Here is a 14,960-nt window from a genome sequence, read left to right on the forward strand (position 1 = left end):
GACAGCCTAATAAAGTTGACTCTAAATTGAAGAATTTAAAAAATAAACATAAAAATTATGATATTAAGGCTATTTAGTAATTACTTTATTAGCTTTACATAAAAAAAAGACTCGGGGCAGCAAAATTAATTGCTTCCTTGAGTCTTTTTTTATTAATGGTTGCAGCTATCTGTTTTGCAAGCATCCGGTCCATGTGCTACTTTTGAACCTGTCTCACCGCTTAATAAGTTACCACCTGTTGACTTAATGATTTCGTCTGTCACACCATTTGAGATCGTGTGAGCGATTAATTGAAGTAAATCATTCACTTCTACTTGAGAAGATTGAAATTCTTGAACAACCGGAATTGTTTCTAGTTTTTCGTTTAATTCATCAAGCTCCTGTTCAACCTTTTTAAGTGCTTCTTTCTTGCCCCAGTGCTCTAAATTAACTGCTTGTTTTTGTAATGACTTAATTTCTTCAATATAAGTTCTTACAGTTTCACTCTCATTAATTTGCGCTTCAGCACGTTTAAAAAAGTCTACTTCTTCTGTTTCAGAAACCATTACTGCTAATTCTTTTGCACGTTCAACGATATCAATTTTTGTATATTTTCCCATTATAGCACCTCTACTGTTTCTTCTACTAATTCTCCATCTAATGACCATGTTTTAGCTTTTGTAACTTTTACTTTTACAATTTGACCAACGATTGATTTAGGACCTCTAAAGTTTACAAGTTTATTATAAGGAGTATACCCAGCAAGTACATCAGGGTTTTTCTTACTTTCTCCTTCTACTAATACATCAAGTATTTGACCTTCAAAACGTTTATTAAATTCAGCAGATTTATCATTTACAACTTTGTTAAGACGTTGTAATCTTTCCTTTTTCACACTCTCTGGTACATTATCTACCATTTTTGCAGCCGGTGTACCTTCACGTGGTGAATAAATGAATGTAAATGCTAAATCAAAACCAACTTCTTCATATAATGTCATTGTTTCTTCGAATTGCTCATCCGTTTCATTTGGGAATCCAACAATGATATCTGTTGTAAATGAAATTTGTGGCATTGCTGTTTTTAATTTTCTTACAAGTTCTAGGTATTGTTCACGATCATATTTACGTGACATTAGTTTTAGAACCTCAGAACTACCAGATTGAACTGGTAAATGAATATGTGGCATTAAGTTGCCACCTTTTGCTAATACTTCTATTAAATGATCATCAAAATCACGTGGATGACTTGTTGTAAAGCGAACACGTGGGATGCCAATTTTACGGATTTCATCCATTAAATGACCTAATCCATATGTACCATCATCTAAGTCTTTACCATAAGCATTAACATTTTGACCTAATAAAGTAACTTCTTTATAGCCCAGTCTAGCTAATTCACGTACTTCATTGATGATATCCTCTGGTTGACGACTACGTTCTTTACCACGTGTGTAAGGAACAATACAGTACGTACAGAATTTATCACAGCCATACATAATATTAACCCAAGCTTTAATTTCTCCACGACGTACTTTCGGAAGGTTCTCAATTACATCCCCTTCTTTTGACCATACTTCAATAACCATTTCTTTACTAAACATCGCTTCTTGAATAATAAATGGTAATCTATGAATATTATGTGTACCAAATACCATATCTATAAATGAATGTTTTTGTAAGATTCGATTAACAACTGCTTCTTCTTGAGACATACAACCACAAATACCAATTAATAGATCTGGTCTTTGAAGTTTTAACGGTTTTAAGTGACCAATTTCACCAAACACTTTATTTTCAGCATTTTCTCGAATTGCACATGTGTTTAATAGAATAATATCAGCATCTTCAACTGATGTAGCTACTTCATAACCCATCGTCGTTAAAATACCTGCCATTACTTCAGTGTCATGTTCATTCATTTGACAGCCGTAAGTACGGATTAAGAATTTCTTGCCTATACCTGAATTTCTCATTTCTTCAGGAATTTCGAATCCACGATCATAAGTAACTTCTTCTTTACCTCGACGCTTTGCATCGGCTAAAGATGGAGCTTGGTAAACTTTTTCAAAATATTTACTATAATCTTTATCGTTTTTATCTTTTGAATTATTTATATTAGTGCCTTGAAGGCGTTGTTGTTCATTCATGAAACAATCTCCTTTCTTCTCGAGCGTCCACACATTACTTAAGTATATAACGTTATTCTACAATATACAATGTGCGTTACGCAAAAAAGAAAGCTGATAATAGTAGTATATTTGAATAATTTTATTCATTATTAAGAAAACAATTCTTTAAATAATAAAGCGCTTTAATTATTAATAGAAGAATATATGATCCTCACTCTTGTACCGTGACCCGATCCCCCTCGAAGTCTAAAAAGGCACCTTTTCAACATAAAAAGAGAATCCATCGAAGGATCCTCTTAAATTAATAATTCTCAGTATGATAACTGTGTGTTCATAAGTTACATAAAAAAATAAAAATATAAGTAGCTCAAGAAACAACCTGTCCAGGAAACAATCGTAAAATTCATGACAATGACATTTTCTGACCAACCATATTTAATTCCATAATGAAAATGTATAGGGGCCATTAGAAATAATCTTTTTCTTGTTCTTTTAAAGTAGAAAACTTGAAAAATAACGGAAAACTGTTCAGCTAAATAAATAAAAAACAACATTGGAATCAAGATTTCTACTTTTTCAATAATCGCTAAAAAAGATAAAGAACCTCCAATTGCCATTGAACCTGTGTCGCCCATAAAAGCCTTTGCTGGATATAAGTTATAAATTAAAAAACCAGCTAAACTAGCGATCATTATGAGACTAAAAATTTTCACTTCAATATGATCTGAAATCAGAAAGAAGAAAAAGAAGGTAGGGATTGATACCATACCAAGCAGTCCATCCATCCCATCAGTAAAATTAATAGCATTAGCTGATCCTACAATAAACAAAGTGATTAGGGCCAAATAAACCCATAATGGTAAAAAGATACTTATAGAATCCGTAATCCGAAAGGTTGTGTCTACTTCAAATAAATTAATTAATACAATAAGTAAAAAAATAGTAAATGAAAATTGAAAAACTAGTTTTGTTTTAGCTGATATTCCTCCTGGATCCTGTTTTGATGCTTTCCAAAAGTCATCAAGAAAACCAACAACACTGAATAAAATAAAAGTTCCAACTAAAAAAAGCATAAGTGGACTTGAATAATTAACGAAAGCTACTAAAATACCTATCAAAAATATACTTCCCAGCATTAAAGGAGTTCCCTTTTTATTATGGTGATCAGCTGGTAATTCCGCTCTTATAGGTTGAGTCAACTTCAATCTTCTTAACGTCGCAATTAAAAAGGGTGAAAGAATACTTACCAAAATAAAAGTAATTAAAGCAGGTACGAGTGAGGATAACAAAATTTTTCTCCTTTCAATTATTTTTAATTAAGAAATTCGATAATATCAAGCGATTTCCTTTATTTGCCTATTTTTTAATTTAAGAATTGTTTTAAGTGTTACTTTTGTAATTAAAAAAGAGGGTGTCCAAAATTGAAACCCTCCATTTTATTAGGGGAAATATTCTTAGAGAATCTTTAAATATTGGTAAAATTGTAGATTTATAAAGAGAAGTGATAAACAATGTCTAGGCTCCAATTAAGAGTTTTGGAATCACAAATAAAGGGTTCTTCTGTAAAAATAAATGATGAGTTTTGGCTAATAAACAGTGGTATGCAAATAAAACCTGAAAATCGCAAATAAAATTGACAAAACTGCAATTAAAAATACGGAATCGCAAATAAAATTAACAAATCTACAATTAAATCTAGTAGAACTGCTAATAAAATTTAAAATTACCTATACCCCTTAAGGTATTACGACCTAATAATTGTACATAGTAGATGCTTTTAACTTAAAAAATAAACAAATAATCTCTAAAAACTTACTAAATCGAATAAAAATATGCTAATTTTCTTTTAAAAAGCTCAATTAAATCAACTACAAATGAATACAGAAGTTGAAATACCTCCCACTTCTTATTCCGCCATAGTACAGAGCGTTTTAAAATAAGAAAACCACTTCTTATCCCCTTAATATTGCTATATTAATATATCGCTGACTTTAATTTTCCAAATCATATGATCATATCCCTTTTCCCAATAGTCCTTTAATAAATAATCAGGTACTCCAAATTTCTTATTCCAGATTCTTTGGGCATTACAATAGCCACTATCTAAACAAAATTCTTCTATCCCTTTTTTCTGTAAAGTAACGTACATATTCTTTAATAATAAATTTCCAATTCCATTTTTTTGATAGTCCGGATGCACAAATACAGTACCGACCTCAGGCAGCCCTTTTAATGCATGGTTTGTACAATTTAAAATAAGATCACTAGCTGGTCCATATTCAATCGAACCAATAATTTTTTCATTATCTAGAGCAATCAAAAAAAATCGTTCCTCTCCATTACTTTCAAAATCATTTTCTAAATAGTTTCCTTTTGTTTCAATTTCTTCATTCATGCTTTCCACCTGATTGCTAATACCTTCTTTTGCAAAAGTGTCAGTAATTACTATTTTAAAAAATTGATTTAACTCTTTCATGTCCTCTATTCTTGGTCTTCTTATTTTAATATTCATCATCAAAAACCCTCCTAACTACAAACTACTTCAACATTAAATGGCAGTATCCTTCATAATATATTGTCATGCTTGTCTATATTTAAGATATAAAATAAAAAAAACTCCTCAAAAATGAGGAGTTTTTCTTTTATTACATGAATTCAGCAACTAATTTTTCGAATTGTGCTTTTTCTAATTGTAGTTCTGATTCAACTAATGGTTCTTCACTGTATCCAGAAATTAATTGTTGGTATGATTTTTGCTCTTTGTTTTGGTAGATAAGACCAGTTACTAAACCTTTATTTTGCATTAATGTTTGCATAGCCATTTCTTTGTTTGATGGATCATATCCTTCAATATCAGAAAGTTTAACAAGATTTTCTTTAAACCAGTCATATGTGTTTACTTTATTGTAAGTTACACATGGGCTGAATACGTTAATTAAAGAGAAACCTTTGTGGTTAATACCTTGCTCAATTAATGAAGTTAATTCTTTTAAATCACTTGAGAAACTTTGAGCTACGAATGTTCCACCAGCTGTTAATGCCATTTCCATTACTGAAAGTGCAGATTCAACAGAACCTTGTGGCGTACTCTTTGTTTTGAATCCTACATCACTACGAGGTGATGTTTGACCTTTTGTAAGACCATAGATTTGGTTGTCCATTACGATATACGTAATGTCGATGTTACGACGAATTGCATGGATTGTATGACCTAAACCGATAGCGAATCCATCACCGTCACCACCAGAAGCGATAACAGTTAGATCACGGTTAGCCATTTTTACACCTTGTGCAATTGGAAGTGAACGACCATGGATACCATGTAAACCGTAAGAGTTAATATATCCAGAAATACGACCAGAACATCCAATACCAGAAATTACTGCAAGGTTATCAGGTTCTAAACCAACATTTGCTGCTGCACGTTGAATAGATGCTTGTACAGAGAAGTCTCCACATCCTGGGCACCAGTTTGGTTTAATATTATTACGAAATTCTTTAAATGTTGCCATTTAGAACAACTCCTTCCTTGCAAGTATTGTAAATTTCTTTTGGTAAGAAAGGATTTCCATCATATTTTAGTAAGCTTGAAATCTTTTCTGCATGACCACAATTCATTTTAATAATGCTTGCTAATTGACCAGTAGCATTATTTTCAACAACGATTACACGTTTAGCTTTTTTAAGCTCAGGCATTAATTCGTTTGTTGGGAATGGGTGAATTAGACGGATATGAGCATGGTTAACTTTGATACCATCTTGCTCTAAACGAATCATTGCTTCTTCAATCGCACCACGAGTTGAGTTGAAACCAACTAGTAATACATCAGCATCGTCGTGTTTAGAGTTCACTAACACTGGGTTAGGGAATTTTAGGTTATTTAACTTGCGCATACGTTTATCCATTTGTTGATTACGGTTAATTGGTGATTCTGATGGTTTACCCATTTCATCATGCTCAACACCAGTTACGTGGTGAATTCCACCTTTCATACCTGGTACTACACGAGGAGAAACGCCATCTTCAGTCACTTCATAACGTTTGAAGTACTCTTTGTTTTCAGATGCAGGTAATTCTTGTTTGTAATCAAACTTACCACGGCGAATTTGTACTTTGTCAAATTGAAGTGGCTCAACAGTTTGTTTACCTAAAGAAAGTTGTAAGTCAGTAATTACGATTACAGGTACTTGGAATTCTTCAGCTACGTTAAACGCTTCCACCATATCGTAGAATCCTTCTTCTACTGTACTTGGAGCGATTACTACTTTCGGAATTTCACCGTGAGTTCCGTAGATCATAGCCATTAAGTCTGATTGCTCTTGTTTAGTTGGAAGACCAGTACTTGGACCACCACGTTGAGTATCAACGATTACTAAAGGAACCTCAGTCATACCAGAAAGACCGATTGCTTCCATCATTAATGAAAGACCAGGACCTGCAGATGATGTTAATGTACGAACACCAGCATAGTTAGCACCGATTGCCATTGTACATGCAGCAATTTCGTCTTCAGTTTGAATAACTGCTCCACCATACTGAGGTAATTTTTTGATTAAGTATTCCATAATTTCAGATGCTGGCGTAATTGGATACGCTGCCATAAAACGAGAACCACCAGCTAATGCACCCATTGCGATTGCATCGTTACCGATTAGGAACATACGTTTTTTACCATCAGCTTCTGATAATTGCATTTTATTTACATTCACGCCAAGCATTTCTCTCATTTCTTCTGCTCCACGTGCGATTGCTTCTATGTTTTTCTCAACAATTTGTTGACCTTTTTTACCAAAAATTTCATCTACAACTTCTCTGAAAACTTCAATTGATAGACCTAAAATTGCACTTGAAGCTCCAACTGCAACCATGTTTTTCATTAATGAAGTACCTAGTTCAGTAGCTAATTCTGTAAATGGAATTGAATAAAGTGTTACGTCAGTTGAATCTGGAATTGTCGGATTAAATTTAGCATCAGCGATTACGATACCGCCTTTGCGTAATTCATAAAAGTTTACATCGATTGTTTCTTGGTCAAATGCTACTAAAATATCTAAGTCATCTGAAATTGCACGAACTTCAGTTGTACTTACACGAATTTTGTTATTAGTGTGACCACCTTTAATACGAGAAGAGAAATGACGATATCCGTATAAATAGTAACCTAAACGGTTTAACGCAATTGCAAAAATCTCACCTGTACTTTCGATACCTTCACCCTGTTGTCCTCCAACTTTCCACGAAAGTTGTTCAATCATTTCCTACACCCCTTTGAATGCCCTCATTCGTAATAAATTAAATTATAAATGGATAATTTTTTTGCATATCATTCATTTTATTATAAAAGAATGAAAGCGATTTAAAACATATCTTTTGATATGAGTTAATTCGCTTTCAATTCTAGACCTATTAATCAAAAAAATCAATGATTTTGAAAGAAATTATTCCTTTAATTTTTATATTTTTATTATTCTGAACAAGTAACGTGTTATTTGTAATGTATATAAGATGAATAATTCTCATACATAAAGCCTTTAACCTGTTGTTCTGTATAGTGTTTAAGCAATTCATTTGTTAAATTTTGATAAAGTCCTACGTGATGTAAATTTGTTGGATGTGTATCAATTCCATCAAAATCTGATCCCATCGCAATAAATTTTTCTCCACCTAGAGAGCACATATAATCGATATGTTTAAGAATATCTGAAATATTAGCTTCACCTTCATCGACTAAAAAAGTAGGATAGAAATTAATTCCTACAATTGCTCCTCTATTAAACATAGCCTTTAGCTGTTCATCATTTAAATTTCTTGGATGTTTACAAATTGCTTTAGCATTTGAATGAGTCGCAGTTGGATACTTTGCTTGTTCAAATGCATCCCAAAACGCCGCTTCAGTACAATGAGAAAGATCACACCACATATTATGCTCATTTAAGTAATGAACTACACTTCTTCCAAAATTAGTTAAACCCCCATTTCTTTCTTCAAGAATTCCATCTGCAGCTTCATTTGCATAATTCCATACTAGACCGACACTACGTACGCCTAGACGATGTAATATCTTTAGGCGATTAATATCACCTAAAAGTGCATCACAGCCCTCTAGCGTCAAAATAGCACCCATTTCGTGACTTTTTAATCCAACTTCATCTTCTTTTGTTCGAATAACTTTTATATTATTATTTTCTGTAGCTACTTTTTCATAAAAAAGTGTGACACACTGAAGAGCTGCATCAAATTTGATTAGTTTATGTACACTTTCGGGAATATAAATTGCATAACATTGTATTTTACTATTCCCTTGTTTTAATCGATTAACTGAAACTTGTAGTGAATCATCATTTTCAAAATTGATCGATGGCTTATCAAGTAATTTCATCAATACATCACAATGAGCATCAAAAACTTTCATAAATTAACACCCTTCCATTTTTTTGACTATTGAAACTAGTGTAACATATTAATAAATCCAATAATAAAAGTAATAATTATACGCAAAAAAAACTCGTCGACTGACGAGCTTTAAGTCGGAGCTAAAGTCTTAAGCTCCACTTTTTCATTACAAATTTGCGTAATCTTACACGCTACTACTTAATCTTTCTTGAATTAAAAATAAAACAACCTGTCGCTTTAGGCTAACAGGTTGTTGTTATTAACGAGGCTCTACGATTAATTTTATCGCTGTACGCTCTTCCCCATCGATTTGAATATCTGTAAATGCAGGGATACAAATAAGGTCTACACCACTTGGTGCAACGAATCCTCTTGCAATTGCAACTGCTTTTACAGCTTGGTTTAACGCGCCAGCACCAATTGCTTGAATTTCTGCTGTTCCACGCTCTCTCAATACACCTGCAAGTGCTCCTGCTACAGAATTAGGGTTTGACTTTGCTGAAACTTTTAATATTTCCATTCCTGATCCTCCTTGTACTTACAAAGCTATTATTGTGTACAATAAAAACTATTCTCGATAACAAGAAGTTATTCCTGCAAATATTTAAAAGTTTTTTAAAAATTTTCACAATTCTTTTAATTGATATTATAGCTCTTGATGATCATCATTTATTTGTATTCTTTTTATTGATTTTGCTAGCCCAGATTGTTTGTCTAATTCGATGATCACACCACTTAACTGACCTCTACCTTCATCTACTTCGAATCTCACTGGTAAGTTCGTTAGGAATTTTTTAATAACAGCTTCTCTCGTAACGCCTAGAATCCCATCATATGGACCAGTCATTCCTACATCCGTAATAAACGCTGTACCAGCAGGTAAAACTCGCTCATCAGCCGTTTGAACATGAGTATGTGTACCAACAACCGCTGTCACTCTTCCATCCAAATACCAGCCCATAGCAATTTTTTCACTTGTTGCTTCAGCATGAAAATCAACAAAAATGATGTTTGTTCGTTTTTTAGCGATTTTTATTAGCTCATCAGCTTTTTTAAAAGGACAATCAAGTGGTGGTAAAAATGTTCTACCTTGTAGATTTATAACGGCTATTTCAACATCATTAAAATTCAAAAATACTAATCCATTACCAGGTGTACCTTCAGGGAAATTAGCTGGTCTAACTAAGTATTTTGCTTGATCAATAAACTCAAAAATATCCTTTTTATCCCATGCATGGTTACCTAGTGTTACTGCTTGAGCACCTAATTCTAAAAATTCGCGGTAGATTTTTTCCGTTATTCCTTTACCATGTGCTGCATTTTCACCATTTATGATCGTTACTGAAGGATTATATTTCCTTTTTAAAGCTTGAATATTAGCCTTTACCATTGCCCTTCCATTTGAACCAACTACATCGCCTATAAACATTATTCTCATTTCGTTACATCCTTCCAACTTGCCACTGTAAATACACAGCACTGATTTTACTTTTAGATTACCCAAAAATACGAAAAGCCCCATTACTAGCACAATCTGAATCTTTCATCTATGCCATTCAACTAAGATTCATTTCAGATATGTATTAGTTGGAGCTATTTTTTAAAATACTTTATTTTGTTACAAAAAAGAAAATAAAGTGGCATATACCACTTTATTTTGCATACTCGACAGCTCGAGTTTCTCGAATAACCGTAACTTTTATATGACCTGGATAATCCAGTTCATCTTCAATACGTTTTCTAATATCTCTCGCTAATCTATGAGCTTGTAGATCATCAATTGTATCTGGTTTTACCATAATGCGTACTTCACGACCTGCTTGAATAGCGAATGATTTTTCTACACCTTCGTATGATTCAGAAATCTCTTCAAGCTTTTCTAAACGACGGATATAGTTTTCTAATGTTTCGCTACGTGCTCCTGGTCTAGCAGCAGATAATGCATCTGCAGCAGCTACAAGAACCGCAATAATTGAAGTTGGCGCAGCATCTCCATGATGAGATGCAATACTATTAATAACTACTGGATGTTCTTTATATTTCGTTGCTAATTCGACACCGATTTCAACGTGACTTCCTTCAACCTCATGGTCAATTGCTTTACCAATATCGTGAAGTAAACCTGCACGTTTTGCAAGTTTTGTATCCTCACCAAGTTCAGCAGCCATAAGACCAGCTAGGTTCGCTACTTCCATCGAATGCTTTAACACATTTTGACCATAACTAGTTCTAAATTTCAGACGACCTAATATTTTAATTAAGTCAGGGTGAATTCCATGAACACCAACTTCAAAAGTAGTTTGTTCACCGACTTCACGTATGTACTCATCTACTTCTCGTCTTGATTTTTCAACCATTTCTTCAATTCGTGCAGGATGGATTCGACCATCTTGTACTAATTTATCTAGTGCAATTCGTGCAGTTTCACGACGAATTGGATCAAAACCTGATAATATTACAGCTTCAGGCGTATCATCAATAATTAAATCTATACCAGTTAACGTTTCTAAAGTACGTATATTTCGTCCTTCACGGCCAATAATACGACCTTTCATTTCATCATTTGGAAGATTTACAACTGAAACAGTTGTTTCAGCAACATGATCTGCAGCACATCGCTGGATTGCTAATGATAAAATATCTTTTGCTTTCTTATCTGCTTCTTCTTTTGCTCGAGCTTCTGTTTCTTTTACTAGTATTGCTGTTTCATGGGATAATTCATTTTCGACTTTAGTAAGTATTAATTGTCTTGCTTCTTCACGATTTAAGCTAGAAATTCTCTCTAACTCTTCTTGTTGAGCAGCAATTAATGCTTCTATCTTGCTTTCCATTTCTTCTATCTGCTGTTGTTTTAAAACAAGAGATTCCTCTTTTCTTTCAAGAACAGACTCACGTTTTGAAAGTCCATCATCTTTACGATCTAAGTTCTCTTCTTTTTGCATTAAACGATTTTCTGACTTTTGTAGTTCACTACGACGGTCACGAATTTCGTTCTCTGCATCTGTACGAATATTGAAAATTTCGTCCTTTGCTTCCAATAAAGCTTCTTTTTTAATTGTTTCTGAATCACGTTTTGCATCTTCAATAATTTGATTTGCATGATTAGTTGCGCCATTTATTTTAGCTTCTGCAATGGACTTACGGACAAAAAATCCGACAGCATAACCGACTCCGAATGTGGCAAGCAATGCGAAGATGATCAAAATTATAGTATTTGCACCCATGATTTCACCTCCTCTTGCTATTTAGTTAGTTTCATTTTTGTCGGCTGTTATATTGTATAAATAATTGCATCAACATACAGCACACTTCAATTCAATTTTTAACAAAATAGTAATATTTTTTTAGAATATACACTTAAATATTAAATCTCTTACCAAATGATGTCAAGCCTTGTAAATCGCTTACTTACTTGATTTATCAATATTTATTACATTTTTACTAGATTTCATACATGAAAATCTAAATTTTATTCATTAATTTTTTTATTAAGATCTGATTAGTAAGCAAATTAATAGAATTTTTCATTTAAAAAGTACTACTTATAAATATAAAAAAAGTAGAAATTGGCTGTTTTTTGATAATTCCTGATAATAAAATTATGAGAGATACCAATGCAGGACACCTAATTACCAAGAGTGACTTGAATTGCCTCTTCATGGTCGTTCCTCTAGGGTCTCAATTCGCATTTTTTATAGGAGTCTTTAATCCTTCCATTTGAATCAACTCTTTCATATTCGTGAATTTTTTTCTATATTACATTTAAAACCATTTGAATATCAATTATTACTGCTATTTAGAAAATCAAAGAAATATGAAATTATAAATATAAAAAAATGCAGGCACTTTTAATAAGCGCCCGCATTTTTTGTTGCTTTAAACTAACTAATGATTACTCATTTAATAAAGAGAATTGTTCTTCGTCATCTGTTTCAGTTACAGTAACAGGATTATCTAAACCATGGTGAAGACGAATCGATTGTTTTATCGTATCACGTATTTCTTTATTTTCTTTTAAGAATTGCTTAGCATTCTCACGACCTTGTCCAAGACGTTCTTCATTGTAAGAATACCATGCTCCACTCTTAAGAACGATATCTAAATCAGATCCAATATCAAGAATTTCTCCTTCTTTAGAAATACCTTCTCCATACATAATGTCTACTTCTGCTTGTCTAAATGGTGGTGCTACTTTATTTTTAACTACTTTAATCTTTGTTTTGTTACCTACAATATCATTACCTTGTTTTAATTGTTCAGCACGACGTACTTCTAAACGAATTGTTGAATAGAATTTTAACGCACGTCCACCTGGAGTCGTTTCAGGATTACCAAACATAACCCCAACTTTTTCACGAATTTGGTTAATGAAAAATGCGATCGTTTTTGACTTGTTAATTGCACCTGAAAGTTTACGTAATGCTTGAGACATTAATCGAGCTTGTAGACCGACGTGAGCATCACCCATATCACCTTCAATTTCAGCTTTTGGAACTAATGCAGCTACTGAGTCAATTACGATAATATCAATTGCACCACTACGCACTAATGCTTCAGCGATTTCAAGTGCTTGTTCACCTGTATCTGGTTGAGATAATAATAACTCATCTATGTTTACACCTAATTTTTGAGCATAAACCGGATCTAATGCATGCTCAGCATCTATAAACGCCGCTTGTCCTCCATTTGCTTGAACTTCAGCGATTGCATGTAATGCTACAGTTGTTTTACCTGAACTTTCAGGACCATATACTTCGATAATTCGGCCTCTTGGATATCCACCTACACCTAATGCTACATCTAGTGCTAACGATCCACTAGAAATAGTTGAAATTTGGCGGTCTGTTTGTTCTCCAAGTTTCATAATTGAACCTTTACCGAATTGTTTTTCTATTTGTTTTAAAGCCATATCTAATGCAGCTTGACGATCACTCATTTAGATTCCTCCTTAAGGATTCATTTATCTCTTAACTATATAATAACTGTTTTTTGTTCGTTTGCCAACAAAAAAATAGAACGTTTATTCGATATTTTTCGTATTTAAACTTAATTTTCAAAGAATAGAAACGCTTGTTTCGTATTTTTCGGTCTATAAAACTAGATTTTTATTAATATCGAAACTATAAAATTAAAAAACTCGGCTAAATTAACCGAGCTTTTATATTATAAAATATTCTATTTCATTTTATAAGTCTTGACTTTCAAAACTTGAATTAATTAATTTAATCAACAAGTTCGCGCCATTTTTGACACTTGATAATCTTATTTGTTCTCTAGTCCCACTGAATTGGAACTCTTTTACAATAGAATCAGAATCACCAATTTTTATACCGATAAATACTTTTCCTACCGGCACATCTTCTAATGTAGATGGTCCTGCTTCACCAGTAAAACTAATTGAAATATTACTTCCTGTTAATCTTTGAATATTTTCAACTAGTGATTTTGCACACTCTGCACTTACTGCACCATTCTTATTAAGAATGTCTGATGGCACATTTAAAAGTTTTTGTTTCATTTCATTAGAATAACAAACAACACTACCTTTAAAAATGGACGAGTTACCAGGAATATCTGTCACTCTTTTACTGAATAGACCTCCAGTTAAACTTTCAGCAGCAGAAATAGTCAGCTTAAAATCTTTTAGCTTACTTGATAAAACTGTAAATAAGTTTTCATTATTTGTACCATATATAAACTGCCCAACACGCTCACGTATTTTTTCTTCAGCTTGTCCAATTAGTTTTTCTGCCTCTTGTTGATTACTAGCACTTGCAGTAACTCGAAGCATTACTTCTCCCTCACTTGCTAAAGGAGCAATTGTTGGATTTGATTGATTTTCAAGTAAATCAAGAATTTCAGTTTCTAAAATCGATTCCCCTATGCCAAAAAACTTAAGCTCTTTCGAAATAATCGTACTTGCTTCCGTTCCTTTTAAAAAATAAGGAATTAGTTCTTTCTCAACCATCGGAATCATTTCTTTAGGTGGTCCTGGTAATAATACAAATTGTTTATCTTTCGCTTCATAAACCATTCCAGGTGCCATACCGTTTTTATTCAATAAAACATGTGCATTATTAATGACTAATGCTTGTTTTTTATTATTTTCAGTCATTGGTCGATTTACTTTAATAAAATATTGTTCAATATACTCTAGTGATTGATCATGGTAAATAAGTGACTCTTTAACAAATTCTGCGACAACTTCTTTCGTTAAATCATCCTTTGTTGGTCCAAGTCCACCAGTTAAGATGACTAAATCACTTCTTGATGAAGCAATTTCTAATGCACTTTTAAGTCGTTCGGAATTGTCTCCTACAACTGTTTGGAAATGATGGTGATATCCTAATGCAGATAAATGTTTAGCTAAAAATTGAGCATTTGTATTTGCAATTTGGCCTAAAAGTAGCTCAGTACCTACTGCGATGATTTCAGCACGCTTCATATCATTTCCCC

12 protein-coding genes are annotated in these 14,960 nt (G+C 32.9%); all 12 read right to left on the minus strand.

Features of this window, described 5'->3' with window-relative positions; all coding sequences use genetic code 11:
* Nucleotides 1–152: 152 nt before the first annotated feature.
* A complete protein-coding gene (locus CN946_RS13980) occupies nt 153–599 on the minus strand; it encodes a YlbF/YmcA family competence regulator (RefSeq protein ID WP_098861735.1) in 447 nt (148 codons plus the stop codon).
* Complete coding sequence (gene miaB / locus CN946_RS13985; protein ID WP_098426936.1) at nt 599–2,128, minus strand: tRNA (N6-isopentenyl adenosine(37)-C2)-methylthiotransferase MiaB; 1,530 nt, start codon at nt 2,126–2,128, stop codon at nt 599–601. The genes CN946_RS13980 and miaB overlap by 1 nt, the downstream gene beginning before the upstream one ends.
* Nucleotides 2,129–2,448: 320 nt before the next feature.
* Nucleotides 2,449–3,399, minus strand: coding sequence for a phospho-N-acetylmuramoyl-pentapeptide-transferase (gene mraY, locus CN946_RS13990; protein WP_098861737.1), 951 nt, complete (start codon nt 3,397–3,399; stop codon nt 2,449–2,451).
* Nucleotides 3,400–4,079: 680 nt separating this feature from the next.
* Entirely contained in the window at nt 4,080–4,625 is a 546-nt protein-coding gene (locus CN946_RS13995) for a GNAT family N-acetyltransferase (RefSeq protein ID WP_098861739.1), read from the minus strand.
* Nucleotides 4,626–4,755: 130 nt separating this feature from the next.
* On the minus strand, nt 4,756–5,622 hold the full coding sequence (locus CN946_RS14000; RefSeq protein ID WP_098861740.1) for a 2-oxoacid:ferredoxin oxidoreductase subunit beta: 867 nt from the start codon (nt 5,620–5,622) through the stop codon (nt 4,756–4,758).
* Nucleotides 5,609–7,366, minus strand: coding sequence for a 2-oxoacid:acceptor oxidoreductase subunit alpha (locus CN946_RS14005; protein WP_098861742.1), 1,758 nt, complete (start codon nt 7,364–7,366; stop codon nt 5,609–5,611). Before CN946_RS14005 ends, CN946_RS14000 begins: the two co-directional genes overlap by 14 nt.
* Nucleotides 7,367–7,596: 230 nt before the next feature.
* A complete protein-coding gene (locus tag CN946_RS14010) occupies nt 7,597–8,523 on the minus strand; it encodes a dipeptidase (protein WP_098861744.1) in 927 nt (308 codons plus the stop codon).
* Between the two features lie 240 nt (nt 8,524–8,763).
* Nucleotides 8,764–9,024, minus strand: a complete 261-nt coding sequence (spoVS, locus tag CN946_RS14015) for a stage V sporulation protein SpoVS (RefSeq protein ID WP_088041153.1) — start codon at nt 9,022–9,024, stop codon at nt 8,764–8,766.
* Between the two features lie 126 nt (nt 9,025–9,150).
* Complete coding sequence (locus tag CN946_RS14020) at nt 9,151–9,942, minus strand: TIGR00282 family metallophosphoesterase (protein ID WP_098426942.1); 792 nt, start codon at nt 9,940–9,942, stop codon at nt 9,151–9,153.
* A 214-nt stretch (nt 9,943–10,156) separates the two neighbouring features.
* Nucleotides 10,157–11,728, minus strand: coding sequence for a ribonuclease Y (gene rny / locus CN946_RS14025; protein WP_098861745.1), 1,572 nt, complete (start codon nt 11,726–11,728; stop codon nt 10,157–10,159).
* Nucleotides 11,729–12,396: 668 nt separating this feature from the next.
* Nucleotides 12,397–13,440 carry a recombinase RecA gene (gene recA / locus CN946_RS14030; protein WP_098861746.1) on the minus strand — a complete coding sequence of 348 codons (1,044 nt, stop codon included), beginning with the start codon at nt 13,438–13,440 and terminating at the stop codon, nt 12,397–12,399.
* A gap of 249 nt (nt 13,441–13,689) precedes the next feature.
* Nucleotides 13,690–14,949, minus strand: coding sequence for a competence/damage-inducible protein A (locus CN946_RS14035; RefSeq protein ID WP_098861747.1), 1,260 nt, complete (start codon nt 14,947–14,949; stop codon nt 13,690–13,692).
* Nucleotides 14,950–14,960: the final 11 nt, after the last annotated feature.

Source organism: Bacillus sp. AFS053548 (assembly GCF_002575105.1).
Taxonomy (GTDB): Bacteria; Bacillota; Bacilli; order Bacillales; family Bacillaceae_G; genus Gottfriedia.

What these genes read in the sequence shown, in the direction of transcription:
- CN946_RS13980 (WP_098861735.1), bottom strand. Translation starts at nt 599, where the DNA reads ATGGGAAAATATACAAAAATTGATATCGTTGAACGTGCAAAAGAATTA.
- miaB (WP_098426936.1), bottom strand. Translation starts at nt 2,128, where the DNA reads ATGAATGAACAACAACGCCTTCAAGGCACTAATATAAATAATTCAAAA.
- CN946_RS13995 (WP_098861739.1), bottom strand. Translation starts at nt 4,625, where the DNA reads ATGATGAATATTAAAATAAGAAGACCAAGAATAGAGGACATGAAAGAG.
- CN946_RS14000 (WP_098861740.1), bottom strand. Translation starts at nt 5,622, where the DNA reads ATGGCAACATTTAAAGAATTTCGTAATAATATTAAACCAAACTGGTGC.
- CN946_RS14005 (WP_098861742.1), bottom strand. Translation starts at nt 7,366, where the DNA reads ATGATTGAACAACTTTCGTGGAAAGTTGGAGGACAACAGGGTGAAGGT.
- CN946_RS14010 (WP_098861744.1), bottom strand. Translation starts at nt 8,523, where the DNA reads ATGAAAGTTTTTGATGCTCATTGTGATGTATTGATGAAATTACTTGAT.
- spoVS (WP_088041153.1), bottom strand. Translation starts at nt 9,024, where the DNA reads ATGGAAATATTAAAAGTTTCAGCAAAGTCAAACCCTAATTCTGTAGCA.
- CN946_RS14020 (WP_098426942.1), bottom strand. Translation starts at nt 9,942, where the DNA reads ATGAGAATAATGTTTATAGGCGATGTAGTTGGTTCAAATGGAAGGGCA.
- rny (WP_098861745.1), bottom strand. Translation starts at nt 11,728, where the DNA reads ATGGGTGCAAATACTATAATTTTGATCATCTTCGCATTGCTTGCCACA.
- recA (WP_098861746.1), bottom strand. Translation starts at nt 13,440, where the DNA reads ATGAGTGATCGTCAAGCTGCATTAGATATGGCTTTAAAACAAATAGAA.
- CN946_RS14035 (WP_098861747.1), bottom strand. Translation starts at nt 14,949, where the DNA reads ATGAAGCGTGCTGAAATCATCGCAGTAGGTACTGAGCTACTTTTAGGC.